The following is a 14,060-nucleotide window of genomic DNA, read 5'->3' as shown; positions in this document are numbered from 1 at the left end:
TCAGACCACGCGCGAGAAGCGCGTGCGGTTGGCGCGGCAGTGTCGGTCGAACACCATCGCAACCGCGCGCACGAGGAACCAGCCCTCCTCGGTGACCACAAGGCCGTGGTCGCTCAGGCGCACCAGGCCGTCGGCGACCAGCGGGCCGAGCGCCGCGAACTCGGTGGCGAAGTAGCGCCGGAAGTCGACCGCGAAGGCTTCGCCGATGGCATCGAAGTCGAGCCGCCCCCGGCACATCAGCGCCATGATCACCTCGCGCCGCAGCAGGTCGTCGCGCGACAGCGCAAGGCCCCGCACCACCGGCAGGCACCCCTGGTCGAGCAAGGCGCGGTAGTCGTCCAGGCTCTTGGCGTTCTGGCTGTAGGTGGCGCCCACGCGGCCGATGCCGGACACGCCGAGCGCGATCAGGTCGCCTTCGGGCCGCGTGCCGTAGCCCTGGAAGTCGCGGTGCAGCCGCCCTTGCTTCTTCGCGACGGCGAGCGGATCGTCGGGCAGCGCGAAATGGTCCATGCCGATGTAGACATAGCCGGCGCCCGTGAGCCTCGCGATGGCGTTCGCGAGCATGCGCACGCGCGCGGCGGCGTCCGGCAGTTCCTCGGCATGGATGCGCCGCTGCGGCTTGAAGCGCTCGGGCAGGTGCGCGTAGGCATAGAGCGCGATGCGGTCGGGCCGCAGCTCGCAGACCTGCGCGAGCGTGCGCTCGAAGGAGGCGTCGTTCTGCCGCGGCAGGCCGTAGATCAGGTCCACGTTGATCGACTCGAAGCCCAGCGAGCGGGCCTCGTCCATCAGCGCGAAGACCTGCGATGCGGGCTGGATGCGGTGCACCGCCTCCTGCACGGCCGGGTCGAAGTCCTGCACGCCGAAGCTCAGGCGGTTGAAGCCGAGCGCCGCGAGGTTGGAAAGCCGTTGCGCGTCCACCGTGCGCGGATCGATCTCGATGGAGCGCTCGCCGCCGGGCACGAAGGCGAAGGCCCGGTGCAGCAGCGCCATGAGCTCGCCGAGCTCCGCATCGTCGAGGAAGGTCGGCGATCCGCCGCCCAGGTGCAGATGGGACACGGTGGCGCTGCGGCCGAGCTGCGCGACCTGCAGCTCGACTTCGCGCGCGAGGTACGCGAGGTACTGGCGGCCCCATTCGCGGTGGCGCGTCACGATCTTGTTGCAGGCGCAGTAGTAGCACAGCGACTCGCAGAACGGGATGTGGACGTACAGCGACAGCGGCGGCGCCTCGGGGCCGGCCGCGCGGCGCTGTGCCAGCGCACGCACGTAGTCGTTCTCGCCGAAGGACTCGACGAAGCAGTCCGCGGTGGGATAGGAGGTGTAGCGCGGGCCGGGCACGTCGAACTGCCTCAGCAGGTCGGTCGGCAGCGGGGCTTGCACGGTTCCGGTTTCGATTCCGGTGTCGGGAGCGAGGGCAATGGAAGTCATGGGGAGGGTGTGCGCATGGGAGCGTCGGGCTGGACGGGCTGCACGGGTGCAGGCGGCGCGGTCAGCAGCACCGTGCAGGCGCTCGAGGCCGCGGCCATCAGCCAGAAGACGAAGAAGGCACCGGTGTAGATGCCCTGCCGCGTCATGTGCAGCGCATCGGCGCCGCAGAAGGTGTTGATTGGATCGACCAGTGCGAAGACCAGCACCTCCATGCCGCAGGCCACCAGGAAGGAAGGCCAGAGGATGGCGGCGACCAGCCGCATCGCGGTCATGGCGCCGCCCTCGGACCCGCGGAGGGCACGTCTTCCGCGGGCGTCATCGCGTGGTTGCGGCCGGTCAGCGCGGGGAGGTGGCGCTTGCCGGCCAGCGTCTTGTTGATCTCGATGCCCTCGCGGTAGTAGTCCTCGGACACCAGCGCATCGGGGCTTCGCCAGGCCAGCCAGAAGGTCACGAAGCTCGCGATCATCACGGCCACCGGGCCGCCGATCACCATCCACAGCAGCGGATGGCGCCACCAGGGCTTGTGCGCCTCGAGCGCTTCGGCGGCCTGCGCGTTCATCGTCGAACCGGTTGCTGCATGCATTCCAGACCTTTCAGCGCGGCACCAGGAAGGCCGCTTTCTCGGAAACCTGCGCGCCGCTGCCTTCCTCGCGGATGCCGAAGTGCACCGTGTGCGATCCGGCGGGCACGCTGCCGTAGGGCACCTGAAGCCGCACCGCGACCCAGCGCGACTGGGCTGCATCGACGGCCACCGGCTCGTCCGGCGACACGCTGAGCCCTTCGAGCCCGCTGGCGGCGATGCGGTAGCGCTGCGGCTGCTCGGTGGCGTTCATGATCTGCAGCCGGTAGACGTTCTCGAGCCTTCCGCCCTCGGCGATGCGCGCCAGCGCGGCCCGGTCGCGCACCACGTCGACCTTCAGCGGCGAGCGCACCACCAGGCTGGCCAACAGGCCGGTCACCAGCAGCAGCAGGATCGCGGCGTAGACCAGCACCCGTGGGCGCAGCACGCGCCGCAGCAGCTGTCGGCGCGACCACCCGGCCTCCATGCCGTTCTGCGTGTCGTAGCGGATCAGCCCCGGCGCATAGGCCATCTTCTGCATGACCGTGTCGCAGGCGTCCGCGCACAGGCCGCAGCCGATGCATTCGTACTGCAGGCCCTTGCGGATGTCGATGCCGGTGGGGCACACCTGCACGCACAGGCCGCAGTCGATGCAGTCGCCGAGCGCCATCGACCGCGGATCGGGGCCCTTGCGGCGCGGCGCGCGCGGCTCGCCGCGCCGGGGGTCGTAGGTCACGATGAGCGTGTCGCGATCGAACATCGCGCTCTGGAAGCGCGCATAGGGGCACATGTACTTGCAGACCTGCTCGCGCATGAACCCGGCGTTGCCGTAGGTCGCGAAGCCGTAGAAGAACACCCAGAAGACCTCCCACGAGCCCATCTGCGTTCGCAGGAAGGCCATGCCGAGCTCGCGGATCGGCGTGAAGTAGCCCACGAAGGTGAAGCCGGTCCACATCGCGATGCCGATCCACAGCAGGTGCTTGGCCCACTTCTTCACCAGCTTCTCGAGCGACATCGGCTCGGCGTCCAGCCGCATGCGCGCGGCGCGGTTGCCTTCGATGCGTTGCTCCACCCACATGAAGATCTCGGTGTAGACCGTCTGCGGGCAGGCGTAGCCGCACCACAGCCGCCCCGCCACGGCGGTGAAGAGAAAGAGCGAGAGCGCGCTGATGACCAGCAGGCCCGAGAGGTAGATCAGGTCTTGCGGGTAGAGCACCAGCCCGAAGATGTAGAAGCGCCGCGCCACGAGGTCGAACAGCACCATCTGCCGCCCGCCCCATTCCACCCACGGCATGCCGTAGAACACGAGCTGCGTGAGAAAGACCAGCGCCCAGCGCCAGCGCGCGAACACGCCGCGCACGGTGCGGGGATAGATCTTCTTCGAGGCCTCGTACAGGCCGACCTCCTCGCCGCCTCCCGGGTTGGCGTTCGCGATGGGAATGATCCTGCGGGTCATGGCGGTCTGCCGGCTTCAGGGCGTGGCCGCAGGCGCATTGTTGGAGAGCCCCCAGACGTAGGACGCGACCATCCGGATCTGTGCCTCGGTGAGGCGGCCTTCCTGCGCGGGCATCTCGTTGTGCTTGCCCGAGTTGATCATCTGGATGATGGCGGCCTCGCCGTAGCCGTGCAGCCAGATCCTGTCGCTGAGATTGGGCGCGCCCAGGGCCTGGTTGCCCACGCCGCCGATGCCGTGGCATGCGGCGCATGCCGTGAACTTCGCCTTGCCGAGGCCGGCGCGCACCGAGTCGTGCGGCTCGCCCGACAGGCTCAGCACGTAGTTGGCGACGTTCTTCACATCGTCGGGCGTACCGACGGCGGCGGCCATGGGCGGCATCACGCCCACCCGCCCCCTGGTGATGGTCTCGATGATCTTCTCGGGCGTGCCGCCGTAGAGCCAGTCCTTGTCCGTCAGGTTGGGAAAGCCCTTGCTGCCGCGCGCATCGGAGCCGTGGCACTGGGCGCAATTGCCCATGAAGAGCCGCTCGCCGATGGCATGGGCCTGCGGGTCGCGCGAGATTTCCTCGACCGGCATCGCCGCGTACTTCGCATAGACGGGTGCGAGCTCCTGCGTGGCCCTGGCGACTTCCGCCTCGTACGCGCCGCGCGAAGTCCAGTCGGACTTACCGCGGAAGCTCCCCAGCCCAGGAAAGAGCGCGAGGTAGCCGAGCCCGAAGACGATGGTCAGCACGAACAGGCCGACCCACCACATCGGCAGCGGGTTGTTGGCCTCGCGCAGGTCTTCGTCCCAGACGTGGCCGGTCGTGTTGTCGGCGCTGGCGGCGACGCGCTTGCGGGCCGTGAGCCACAGCAGGATCACGCAGCCGAGGATGCCCAGCAGCGAGACCGCGGCCACGTAGTCGGACCAGAAACGGTGGATGAAATCGCTCATCGTGCTTATCCCTTCAGTCCTGCTCGAATGGCAGGCGTGCCGCTTCCTGGAAGCCGGGCGCGTTGCGGCGCGAATACGCCCAGATCACGATGCCGATGAACAGCGCGAAGCACACGACGGTGGCGGCGATGCGCAAGGTGGTGAGGTCGATCATGGTTTTGCGTCCTTTGCCGCTTGCCTACTTGAGCGCCAGGCCCAGCGACTGCAGGTAGGCCACCGTGGCCTCCATCTCGGTCCTGCCCCGGACGTCTTCCGCGGCCCCGGCGATCTCGGCATCGGTATAGGGCACGCCGACGCGGCGCAGCGCGCGCATGTGGGCAGGCAGCGATTCGGCATCGACCGGCGTCTTCTCCAGCCAGCTGTAGGCCGGCATGTTCGACTCGGGCACGACGTCGCGCGGGTTGTTCAGGTGGATGCGGTGCCACTCGTCGCTGTACTTGCCGCCCACGCGCTGCAGGTCGGGGCCGGTGCGCTTGCTGCCCCACTGGAACGGATGGTCGTAGACGAACTCGCCGGCCACCGAGTAGTGGCCGTAGCGCAGCGTCTCCGAGCGGAAGGGCCGGATCATCTGCGAGTGGCAGTTGTAGCAACCCTCGCGCAAATAGATGTCGCGGCCGGCCAGCTGCAGCGGCGTGAGCGGCTTGACGCCCTGCACCGCCTCGGTGGTCGACTTCTGGAAGAACAGCGGCACGATCTCGACGAGGCCGCCGACGGCCACCACCACGAGGATCAGCACGATCATCAGCAGGTTGTTGGTCTCGATCTTCTCGTGCGTGAAGCCGCCCGAGCTGGAAGTCTTGGAATTCATCGTGCGTCCTCAGGCATGGGCCATGGCAGGCGGCGGGATCTCGGCGCGAACCGCGCGCCCGGAGATGACGGTCATCCAGACGTTCCACGCCATCAGCAGCATCCCGCCGAGGTACAGGAGGCCGCCGATCACGCGCACCAGGTAGAACGGGAAGGTGGCCTTCACGCTCTCCACGAAGGTGTAGGTGAGCGTGCCGTCGGGGTTGATCGAGCGCCACATGAGACCCTGCATCACGCCGGCGATCCACATCGCGGCGATGTACAGCACGATGCCGATGGTGGCGATCCAGAAGTGCACCTCGATGGCCCGCACGCTGTACATGGCGGTGCGGCCGTACATGCGCGGAATCAGGTAGTAGAGCGAGCCCATGGTGATGAAGCCCACCCAGCCGAGCGCGCCGGAGTGCACGTGGCCGATGGTCCAGTCGGTGTAGTGGCTCAGGGCGTTGACGGTCTTGATGGACATCATCGGCCCCTCGAAGGTCGACATGCCGTAGAACGACAGCGCCACGATCAGGAAGCGCAGGATCGGGTCGGTGCGCAGCTTGTGCCAGGCGCCCGAGAGCGTCATCACGCCGTTGATCATCCCGCCCCAGCTCGGCGCGAGCAGGATCAGCGAGAACACCATGCCCAGCGACTGCGTCCAGTCGGGCAGCGCGGTGTAGTGCAGGTGGTGCGGGCCCGCCCACATGTAGGTGAAGATCAGCGCCCAGAAGTGCACGATCGACAGCCGGTACGAATACACCGGCCGTCCCGCCTGCTTGGGGATGTAGTAGTACATCATCCCGAGGAAGCCGGCCGTGAGGAAGAAGCCCACTGCGTTGTGGCCGTACCACCACTGCACCATCGCGTCCTGCACGCCGGCATAGGCCGAGTAGCTCTTCATCCATCCCGCGGGAACCGCCGCGCCATTGACGATGTGCAGCAGCGCGACCGCGATGATGAAGGCGCCGAAGAACCAGTTGGCCACGTAGATGTGGCGCACCTTGCGCGTGCCGATGGTGCCGAAGAACACGATGGCATAGGCCACCCAGACCACCGCGATCAGCAGGGCGATCGGCCATTCGAGCTCTGCGTATTCCTTGCCGCGCGTGTAGCCCATCGGCAGGCTGACGGCGGCCGCCACGATCACCGCCTGCCAGCCCCAGAACACGAAGGACGCGAGCCGGGGCGCGAAGAGCCGGACCTGGCAGGTGCGCTGGACCACGTGGAAGCTGGTCGCCATCAGCGCGCAGCCGCCGAACGCGAAGATGACCGCGTTGGTGTGCAGCGGCCGCAGGCGTCCGTAGCTGAGCCATGGAACGCCGAGGTTGAGCTCGGGCCACGTCAGCTGGGAGGCGATGACCACGCCCACCAGCATGCCGACCACGCCCCACACCACGGACATGAGCGCGAACTGCCGCACGACCGTGTCGTCGTATTCCGCGGCGGGGGGTCTGGGTTCCTGCATCGTCGTGCCCTTGATTGAGTTGCGGGCAGTTTCCGTGGGTAACCGGCCCGAGGGCTTGATGCATATCAATCGCCGTGCAGGATGCGTTCGCCTTCCATGTCGACGTCTTCGAACTGGCCGCGCTCGATGGCCCACCACAGTCCGCCGAGGATCGCGAGGACCAGCATCACGGACAGCGGCACGAGGAGAAAGAGGATGTCCATCAGCGCACGCCTTCTCCAGCGCCAGCGCGCGACAGCCGCGCGGCGTTGAGAACGACGACGAGCGAGCTCGCGGCCATGACGAGGCCCGCGAGCCAGGCCGGCAGCCAGCCGGCGACGGCCAGCGGCACGCACAGCGCGTTGTAGCCCGCGGCCCACACGAGGTTCTGCCGCACCACGCGCAAGTTCCTGCGAGCCTGCGCGATCGCCTGCGGGATGCTGGCGAGCCTGTCGCCGAGCACCACGAAGTCGGCGTGCGCGCGCGACAGCGGCACCGAGCGGCCGAAGGCGAACGAGGCATTCGCACGCGCCAGCGACGGGCCGTCGTTGAGGCCGTCGCCCACCATCGCGATCCGCCGCCCTTCGGCCTGCAGGCGCCACAGCGCGTCGAGCTTGTCTTCCGGCGTGCAGTCGCCCTGCGCGAAGTCGATGCCGCAGCGCGCGGCGATCTCCCTCGCGGCCGCGTCCCTGTCGCCGGAGAGCAGCCGCACCGTGACCCCTTGCGCGCGCAGCGTCGCCACGGCCTCGGCGGCATCGCCGCGAAGCTCCTCGGCCAGCACGAAGCTCGCGAGCCAGCCCTGCTCGTCGGCCAGGTGGACCTGCGCGGCCTCGACCTCCAGCGCGGCCACCTCGCAGAAGACCGCCGAGCCCAGGCGCACGCGCCGGTCCGTGCCGGCTGCTGCGCGCGTGCGGCGCAGGCGGCCCTCGATACCCTGGCCCGCCACCTCGACGATTTGCTGCGCGATCCAATCGGGTGGCGAGCGGAACTGCGCGTTCCAGGCATTCACCAGCGCCTGCGACACGGGGTGCAGCGACTGGCCGGCGAGTGCTGCCGCCATTTCGAGCGCGTCGCCGGGCCGCAGGCCCTGTCGGCAGTAGATGCGCTTCAGCCGAGGGACATCGCCTGTCAGCGTGCCGGTCTTGTCGAACACCACGGTGTCGACCGATGCCAGCGCCTCCAGCGCCTGCAGGTTCGAGGTCATCACGCCGCCGCGCGCCAGCGCGCCCGCACTGGCAAGCATGGCGGCCGGTGTCGCGAGCGAGAGCGCGCACGGGCAGGTCACGATGAGCACCGCGACCGCCACCATCAGCGCCCTGCCCGGGTCCGTCGGCCACCAGAACGCGGCTGCGATGGCCGCCGATGCCAGCACCGCGACGAGGAAAGGACGCGCCACGCGGTCCGCCAGCAGCGCGAGGCGCGGCTTGCGCGAGGCGGCGCTCTCCATCAGCCGGACGATCTGCGCGAAACGCGTGCCCTGGCCCACCGATTCGATGCGCACCCGCACCGGCGCCGACAGGTTGTGGCTGCCCGCGAGCACGCGGTCGCCGCATGCGCGGGGCACCGGCCGCGATTCGCCGGTCAGCAGGGCCTCGTCGGCGCTGGTGTCGCCTTCGACCAGCACGCCGTCGGCCGGAAAGGCTTCGCCGGGGCGCACCCGCACCACGTCCCCCACGGCGAGCCGGCGCACGGCCACGCGCTTCCAGCTGCCGTCGGCGGCGAGTCGGTCGATGGCATCGGGCAGCCGGTTCATCAGCGCATCGAGGGCGCCGGCCGTGCGCTCGCGCAGCCGCGCCTCCAGCCATCGGCCGGTGAGCAGGAAGAAGACGAACATCGTCAGCGAGTCGAAATAGACCTCATGACCGAATGGGCCGCCGGCGTCGAAGGTGGCGGCGCTGCTGACCGCGAAGGTGGCGAGCACGCCGAAGGCCACGGGCAGGTCCATTCCGATGCGGCCCATGCGCAGGTCGCGCCAGGCGCTGCGGAAGAAGGGCCCGCAGGAGAAGAGCACCACCGGCAGCGTCAGCACCCAGGAGGCCCAGCGCAGCAGTTGCGCCGAATCGGCGCCCATGTCGCCGGGCCGCGCGACGTACGCGGGGTAGGCGTACATCATCACCTGCATCATGCAGAGGCCGGAGACCAGCCACCGCCACAGGGCCAGCCGCGATTCGCGCCGACGCAGCTCCCTCGCGGAGCGGTCGCAGCCCGGCAGCAGCCGGTAGCCGGCCTTCGCGCTCGCCTCGAACCAGCGCGAGGGCCGCGTCTGCGCAGGCGACCAGACGACGCGCGCACGCCGGCTGGCCGCGTTGACCTGCGCCTCGCGCACGCCGGGAACCCTGCGCAGCGCGTCCTCGACGGTGAAGGCACAGGCCGCGCAGGTCATGCCCTCGACCATGACCTGCGACTCCCAGCAGCCGCCATCGGTGTCATTCAACTCGCGCCCGAACGCGGCCCACTCGGCGGGATCGTCCAGCATCTGCCAGGCGTCTTCACCGACGGGAGCTGGCAGAGCTGGAGCAACTGGAATGGCAGGGATCACGGCGCGATCCGGGGCGAGCGTGGCATTCATCGGGCGAGCCTAAGAGGCAGGCGCCGCGAGGCGCTTGATATGCATCAAGCCGCAAGGACCGTCGCCTGCCTAAGCTCGGGCGCACACTGTGTGGAGATCCTCAATGTTCAAGCGCATCCTCGTCGCCACTGACGGCACCGCCCTTTCGAAGAAAGCCGTCGACAGCGCCATCTCGCTGGCGGTGCAGAACGACGCCGACCTGGTCGCGATGACCGTCGTTCCCCGTTATCCGAAGAGCTATTTCGAAGGCTCGATGACCTTCTCCGCCGAAGACGTCGGCCGCATCGAGAAGCAGTGGGCCGAGAAGGCGCAGGTCATGCTCGACAAGGTGCGCGACCGCGCGCGGGAACGCGGCGTGCGGATCAAGACGGCACAGGTCAGCTCGGACCTGGTCGCCGAGTCGATCATCGCGGCGGCGAAGAAGCACCGCAGCGACCTGATCGTGATGGCCTCGCATGGGCGCAAGGGCCTCAAGCGCCTGCTGCTGGGCAGCGAGACGCAGCAGGTGCTGGTGCGCTCGACGCTGCCTGTGCTGGTGCTGCGCTGAAGCGGCGCCGCCCGTCTTCTTCAGGCACGGCGGCACGCTTGCCCTGCATCGGCGAAATGGCCAGCTTCATCCCGGCGCACATCGGCCCGGAAAACCGGGCGCGGGCGCCTGCCCTAGCGGAAGAACAGGGCGATGAGGATGATGATCGGGATCGGTACACCCAGGAAGTACAGCAGAAGTGAGCGCATGGGAATTTCCTTCGGGGTTGATGCGAGAACGCTGTCGGTCAGAGGTCGCGGCGGCGGCCACCGTAGGTTGCGGCGAAGCTTGCGACGAAGGCGCCGATCAGCAGCGAGACCACCAGCCACAACGAGGCATAGGCCGAGCTCTTGCGCGCGGTCTCGACGGCCTCCTTGGCCTTCGCCTGCGCATCCTTCAGCGCGGCCTGCGCCTTCGCATAGGTGTCGGTCACGCGCTTCTCCGCGTCCTGCTGGCTGAGGCCTGTGCGTTGCGCGGCCAGCTGTCCCAGATATCGCGTGTCCTCGGACGGCAGAGCGCCGGTGCGAATGCCGTTGAGCAGGATGCGGCTGGCTTCCGCATGGGCGGCCATTGAATTGCCGGCTGGCGATGTCGCCTGGTTCTCAGGGACCACGGTGGCGTCGCCTGACGGGGCACCGGGGGTGGCGGTCGCTGGCAGAGGCTCGCGGCGGAACAGCGAATCGACGAAGTAGTTCATCGAACTCATCGCACCCGCGTTGGCATCCGATGAACCTTGGGGGCCGGGAACGCTGGCGGCCGAAGACGCGGTGGCCGCGGCACCACCGAGCACCGTGGCACCGGCCTGGGTGCCCGCGCCGACGACCGAGCCGACGGCAGACGCCAGCAGCGAGGCCGTCAGCAGAGTGGCCACGGCCCACGCGAGGAATCCGTGCGCCGTGTCCCGGAAGTAGACCTCGTCGGTGTGCACGCCCGCCCACTTGGTTCGAAGCCGCCCTGCCAGATAGCCCCCTAGGCCGGAGGCTGCAATCTGCGTGAAGGCGAGCCACAGGATGGTGGCCATGCCGATCGCCGCGGGGCTGGGGCCCTGGCTGGCCCAGGGGCTGATCGACGACAGGCCCAGGCCCGCTCCGAGCAGAACGAGCACGAGCGACAGCGCTGCAGCGCCTGCCGCACCGGCAAAGATCGCTCCCCATGAAACGCCGCTGAGACTGGAGGATTCTTCGATGACGCCGACCGGTGGATGCACGTCGTACTGGGCCATGGCTGTTCCTTGTCGTTGTAGTGAAGCCTGGACTTTTCTGCGGCCGTTTCACCCCATCGGTCAGCGTCTTGCGTGTCGTCGGGTAGGTAACGATGCCGTGCGAGGTCGGTTCGTGCGGGTCTTGCTGCAGCCGCCGACCCGCTCCCGCCAGCGTGCTGGCGTGTTCGTTGGCGGAGTGAAGAAAGAAATAGAGCGCTGCGCCCGGCTGATGCAGGCGAGACTGTCGGCAGCGCGCTCGACTGCCGGACCTGCGCGGTCTCAGAGGATTCAGCGGATGTCTTGGGGCAGACGCAGCGTGGCTTCAGGGCCCTGCGCCGGTGTCGCCGGCGTTGCGGACAGCAACTGAAGATCGAACTGGAAAGCTCCTCCCGCGCGCTCTCGCTCCACGGCCAGATGCAGCAGGGCGATGGTGGCGATCATCACCGTGATCGTGAGCAGGAGCCAGAACTCTCCCCGCGGTGGCTGCGGCTGTGGCTGCTGGGTGTCTCGACGATTGCGACTTCTCACTTCTTTCCTCCGGTTGCTGGGCAGTGGAGTCTGCGTTCTGCGGGCTGGTCGGGGCTGTCGGACAAAGCTGGTGTGCGTTGTCTTCCGCTGCCGATAGCTCGGCGCGCAGCCCCTCGACACCCGGCAGTCTGGAGGCGGGATGAGGCCCGACGATCCTGGAGACCTGCCCTGCTCAGGACCGTGGCAGGTACATCGAGGTGGTGGACCTCGACGCGTGGCCCATGTTGTTCTGCACCGCCGCCAGGGGCATCGGCGCACGCCCTTCCCTTCCGCGCAAGGCGTGTGCCCCGTGCGAGTGCCGCAGCCAGTGCGTGCTGGCCTTTCTCAGTTGCGCGGCGTCGGCGGCGTCGAGTTCCTGCGCGGCGCGGGCAAGGAAAGCCTTGATGGCCTGGTACAGGCCCGACGCCGACCACCCAGTCGGGCGCTCGGCCCCCGTGCCGAAGCGCGCCAGCAGCGGGACGCTCCGATTGGCGGGCGCATCGACCTGGCGGTCGAAGCCGTGGCGCGCCAGCTCCTCGCCGAGCTCGTCGATCAGTTCCGGTGGCACCGGAACCTCGCGGCGCTCGCCGCGCTTGCCGGTCACGGACAGCAGCCAGGGGCAGCCGTCCGGGGCCGGCTGCCCGGGACGCAGGTCTCCGCAGCGCGCTTCGCTGATCTCGGACAGGCGCAACCCGGTGGCGTAGAGCCAGCGCATGCCCCTGCGCAGGCGGCGGCCGGGCTCGGTGTCCACGTGGCTGCGCAGCTGTCCGTCGACGTGGTCCCACTGCGCGAAGCTCAGCATGCGGTTCGCCCCGAGGCGGCCTTGCGCATCAGGCGGCAGCACCGACTGCGAGAAAGGATTGCCTGTCACGTAGCCCTGCGCCACCAGGAAGGCGAACAGGCTTCGCAGAATGATCAGCGACTGCCGCATCGCCGCCGGCGTCAGCGCGCCTTCGAGCGGTCGCCACATCGGCGACCAGCGCTGGTGATGACGCGCGCCGCACCATCGGGCGGGCGGCTGCGCGAGAAAGGCCTGGTAGGCCTGCGCGTCCTCGCCGGTGAGGGAGGACAGGGCCTTGCCGTGCTCCAGGACCGACCACAGCAGCAGCCGCTCCGCTTCCTTGCGGTAGGAGCGCTGGGTGGAGGTCATGGGCGCCCGGGGCCCGCCATTCCCCTTCGAGGCGAGCCATGCGCCGATGGCTTCGTGATCGTCTGCTGCCACCAGATTGCAGAGCTCACGTGGGGCCCGGCAGGCGCCCTCCCGGCCATTCAGGTTCGCGGGCAGCACGAATTTCTCGTAGGGCACCAGCGCGGTCGCGGACGGAACCACCGACGCCAGGGTGGATGGGTTCAATTGGGCTCGGGGTGCAGCAGCGTGAGCGTTCACTCGCAGACCCAGCACCTGCTCGTTGGCATGCAGCCAGTCGAGGATGCGTGCCGCCTTGCCCTGCCCCACGCCCTGCACCTCGACCCACCAGCGGGCGCCGCTGTCGTTGATGTGCACGACCAACTGGGCCAGCGTCGCCAGCCCCGAGCGTTCCAGCCGCTCGGCCAGCGCGGGGTGCAGCCAGGCGGCCACGCTGTCGCCGGGGCGCGGGTCCTGCGCGACCAGGCGCTCCAGCCAGTGCAGCGCCTCCAGTTGGCGCTCGATGACGCGCGCCCGGCGCGAGGGCGCCCCGTGCCGGCCTCCGGCCGAGCCGCCGCCTTGCCCGAGCGCCGCCTCATAAGCCTCGATCTGCTCGGCCTCGGAGAAATCTTCCAGGCCTTCGGCTTGTGCGAATTCGGCCAGGCTCGGCAACGCCGGCGTCGCGGTGAAACGTTCGGGATCTAGCAGGATCAGGCGCGCCGTGCCCGGCTTGTGCTCGCGGCGCGCGGCCGCGGCGAAGGCGTCGCGGATCCAGGCGATGGTGCGGCGCACCGTCCGCAGGTCGACATGCTCGCCTTCCAGCCGCAGATAACGGTCCCAACTGGCACGCTCGTCGACGCCCTGCGCGAGCGCGCGCATGAAGGCGAAATGGCCGCGGTGAAGCTTGCGCGGGGAGGTCGGCTTCACAGGGAAGAGGACGCCTCGGATGCTGGCCGGGTCTGCCAGAACTTCCACCAGCGGCGTGGCTCGACCACGGGCGGCGGCAATTCCTGGGCGCGGCTCACGCGGATGCGCTGGCGCCACTCGACCTCCAGCGCATGGGCCACGCCGTAGGCTTGCCGGGCACCGCGCGAAGCGCGGGCGCGCCACTCGATGGCCAGGCGCTCGAGTTCGTCGTCTTCCAGGCTGGCGAGTTCCTCACGGGTCGGAACGGGATGAGAGCTCATCGTGCCAGCTCCTCTGCACAGCTTCCGGCGGCAACCGCGCAGCATGCATGCCCAACGGGGGCCCCTCTCCAGATCCTCGTGCTCACTGCGACCTCCTTTGCATGACCTTTTCCTGAATGCTACCTGCCGCGCTGAACCGCGGACGCTCCGGATCATCGCTCGCTCCCCTTCTTGGCTTTGTAGGCGGATAGGCGAAGCGATGGCGACTCACATAATCATCAATGATAATTTGTGTTGTTCTCCCTGGCAATCTCGACAGGTCACTGCCGGACATGGGGCTAACTTGTTGATTCGCTTGGATATTTTTACGGGGCTTGCCGGTGATGGGCGCGCCG

16 protein-coding genes are annotated in these 14,060 nt (G+C 68.8%); 2 read left to right on the top strand and 14 right to left on the bottom strand.

Annotated elements, in window-relative coordinates; genetic code table 11:
* The 10 genes from hemN to FHY06_RS24545 form a co-directional block, all read right to left on the bottom strand.
* A complete protein-coding gene (gene hemN / locus FHY06_RS24590) occupies positions 1-1,425 on the bottom strand; it encodes an oxygen-independent coproporphyrinogen III oxidase (RefSeq protein ID WP_221404374.1) in 1,425 nt (474 codons plus the stop codon).
* The gene (locus FHY06_RS24585; protein WP_184606602.1) at positions 1,422-1,697 is read right to left on the bottom strand and encodes a hypothetical protein; all 276 of its coding nucleotides are present in this window, start codon (positions 1,695-1,697) and stop codon (positions 1,422-1,424) included. The genes hemN and FHY06_RS24585 overlap by 4 nt, the downstream gene beginning before the upstream one ends.
* Entirely contained in the window at positions 1,694-1,984 is a 291-nt protein-coding gene (locus FHY06_RS24580) for a FixH family protein (protein ID WP_184606712.1), read from the bottom strand. The genes FHY06_RS24585 and FHY06_RS24580 overlap by 4 nt, the downstream gene beginning before the upstream one ends.
* Positions 1,985-2,018: 34 nt before the next feature.
* On the bottom strand, positions 2,019-3,440 hold the full coding sequence (gene ccoG, locus FHY06_RS24575; protein ID WP_184606601.1) for a cytochrome c oxidase accessory protein CcoG: 1,422 nt from the start codon (positions 3,438-3,440) through the stop codon (positions 2,019-2,021).
* 15 nt (positions 3,441-3,455) lie between these two features.
* On the bottom strand, positions 3,456-4,373 hold the full coding sequence (ccoP, locus tag FHY06_RS24570) for a cytochrome-c oxidase, cbb3-type subunit III (protein WP_184606600.1): 918 nt from the start codon (positions 4,371-4,373) through the stop codon (positions 3,456-3,458).
* Positions 4,374-4,386: 13 nt separating this feature from the next.
* Positions 4,387-4,527 (bottom strand): cbb3-type cytochrome oxidase subunit 3, encoded by a 141-nt coding sequence (locus tag FHY06_RS24565; protein WP_132752802.1) that lies wholly within the window; start codon positions 4,525-4,527, stop codon positions 4,387-4,389.
* Positions 4,528-4,551: 24 nt separating this feature from the next.
* Positions 4,552-5,181: a cytochrome-c oxidase, cbb3-type subunit II gene (ccoO, locus tag FHY06_RS24560; RefSeq protein WP_019657394.1), complete on the bottom strand. Its 630-nt coding sequence runs from the start codon at positions 5,179-5,181 to the stop codon at positions 4,552-4,554.
* A 9-nt stretch (positions 5,182-5,190) separates the two neighbouring features.
* A complete protein-coding gene (gene ccoN / locus FHY06_RS24555) occupies positions 5,191-6,630 on the bottom strand; it encodes a cytochrome-c oxidase, cbb3-type subunit I (RefSeq protein ID WP_126186061.1) in 1,440 nt (479 codons plus the stop codon).
* Positions 6,631-6,695: 65 nt separating this feature from the next.
* Complete coding sequence (ccoS, locus tag FHY06_RS24550) at positions 6,696-6,833, bottom strand: cbb3-type cytochrome oxidase assembly protein CcoS (RefSeq protein ID WP_019657396.1); 138 nt, start codon at positions 6,831-6,833, stop codon at positions 6,696-6,698.
* Positions 6,833-9,178, bottom strand: coding sequence for a heavy metal translocating P-type ATPase (locus tag FHY06_RS24545; protein WP_184606599.1), 2,346 nt, complete (start codon positions 9,176-9,178; stop codon positions 6,833-6,835). Before FHY06_RS24545 ends, ccoS begins: the two co-directional genes overlap by 1 nt.
* A 103-nt stretch (positions 9,179-9,281) precedes the next feature.
* Here FHY06_RS24545 and FHY06_RS24540 point away from each other — a divergent pair, with 103 nt between their 5' ends.
* Entirely contained in the window at positions 9,282-9,725 is a 444-nt protein-coding gene (locus FHY06_RS24540) for a universal stress protein (RefSeq protein ID WP_184606598.1), read from the top strand.
* Between the two features lie 56 nt (positions 9,726-9,781).
* Positions 9,782-9,907: a hypothetical protein gene (locus FHY06_RS34930; protein ID WP_260310640.1), complete on the top strand. Its 126-nt coding sequence runs from the start codon at positions 9,782-9,784 to the stop codon at positions 9,905-9,907.
* A 44-nt stretch (positions 9,908-9,951) separates the two neighbouring features.
* Here FHY06_RS34930 and FHY06_RS24535 read toward each other — a convergent pair whose 3' ends face one another.
* The 4 genes from FHY06_RS24535 to FHY06_RS24520 all read right to left on the bottom strand — a co-directional run bounded on the left by FHY06_RS24535 (position 9,952) and on the right by FHY06_RS24520 (position 13,725).
* Complete coding sequence (locus FHY06_RS24535; protein WP_184606597.1) at positions 9,952-10,926, bottom strand: hypothetical protein; 975 nt, start codon at positions 10,924-10,926, stop codon at positions 9,952-9,954.
* 267 nt (positions 10,927-11,193) lie between these two features.
* Positions 11,194-11,346, bottom strand: coding sequence for a hypothetical protein (locus FHY06_RS24530; protein ID WP_165924540.1), 153 nt, complete (start codon positions 11,344-11,346; stop codon positions 11,194-11,196).
* Between the two features lie 259 nt (positions 11,347-11,605).
* The gene (locus FHY06_RS24525) at positions 11,606-13,465 is read right to left on the bottom strand and encodes a site-specific integrase (RefSeq protein ID WP_184606596.1); all 1,860 of its coding nucleotides are present in this window, start codon (positions 13,463-13,465) and stop codon (positions 11,606-11,608) included.
* Positions 13,462-13,725 (bottom strand): hypothetical protein, encoded by a 264-nt coding sequence (locus FHY06_RS24520; protein ID WP_019657403.1) that lies wholly within the window; start codon positions 13,723-13,725, stop codon positions 13,462-13,464. Before FHY06_RS24520 ends, FHY06_RS24525 begins: the two co-directional genes overlap by 4 nt.
* Positions 13,726-14,060 lie beyond the last annotated feature (335 nt).

It is taken from the genome of Variovorax atrisoli (assembly GCF_014195185.1).
In the GTDB taxonomy this organism is placed as follows: Bacteria; Pseudomonadota; Gammaproteobacteria; order Burkholderiales; family Burkholderiaceae_C; genus Variovorax; species Variovorax atrisoli.
The sequence above is the reverse complement of the archived record's forward strand: the minus strand, read 5'-3'. Positions and strand labels throughout refer to the sequence as shown.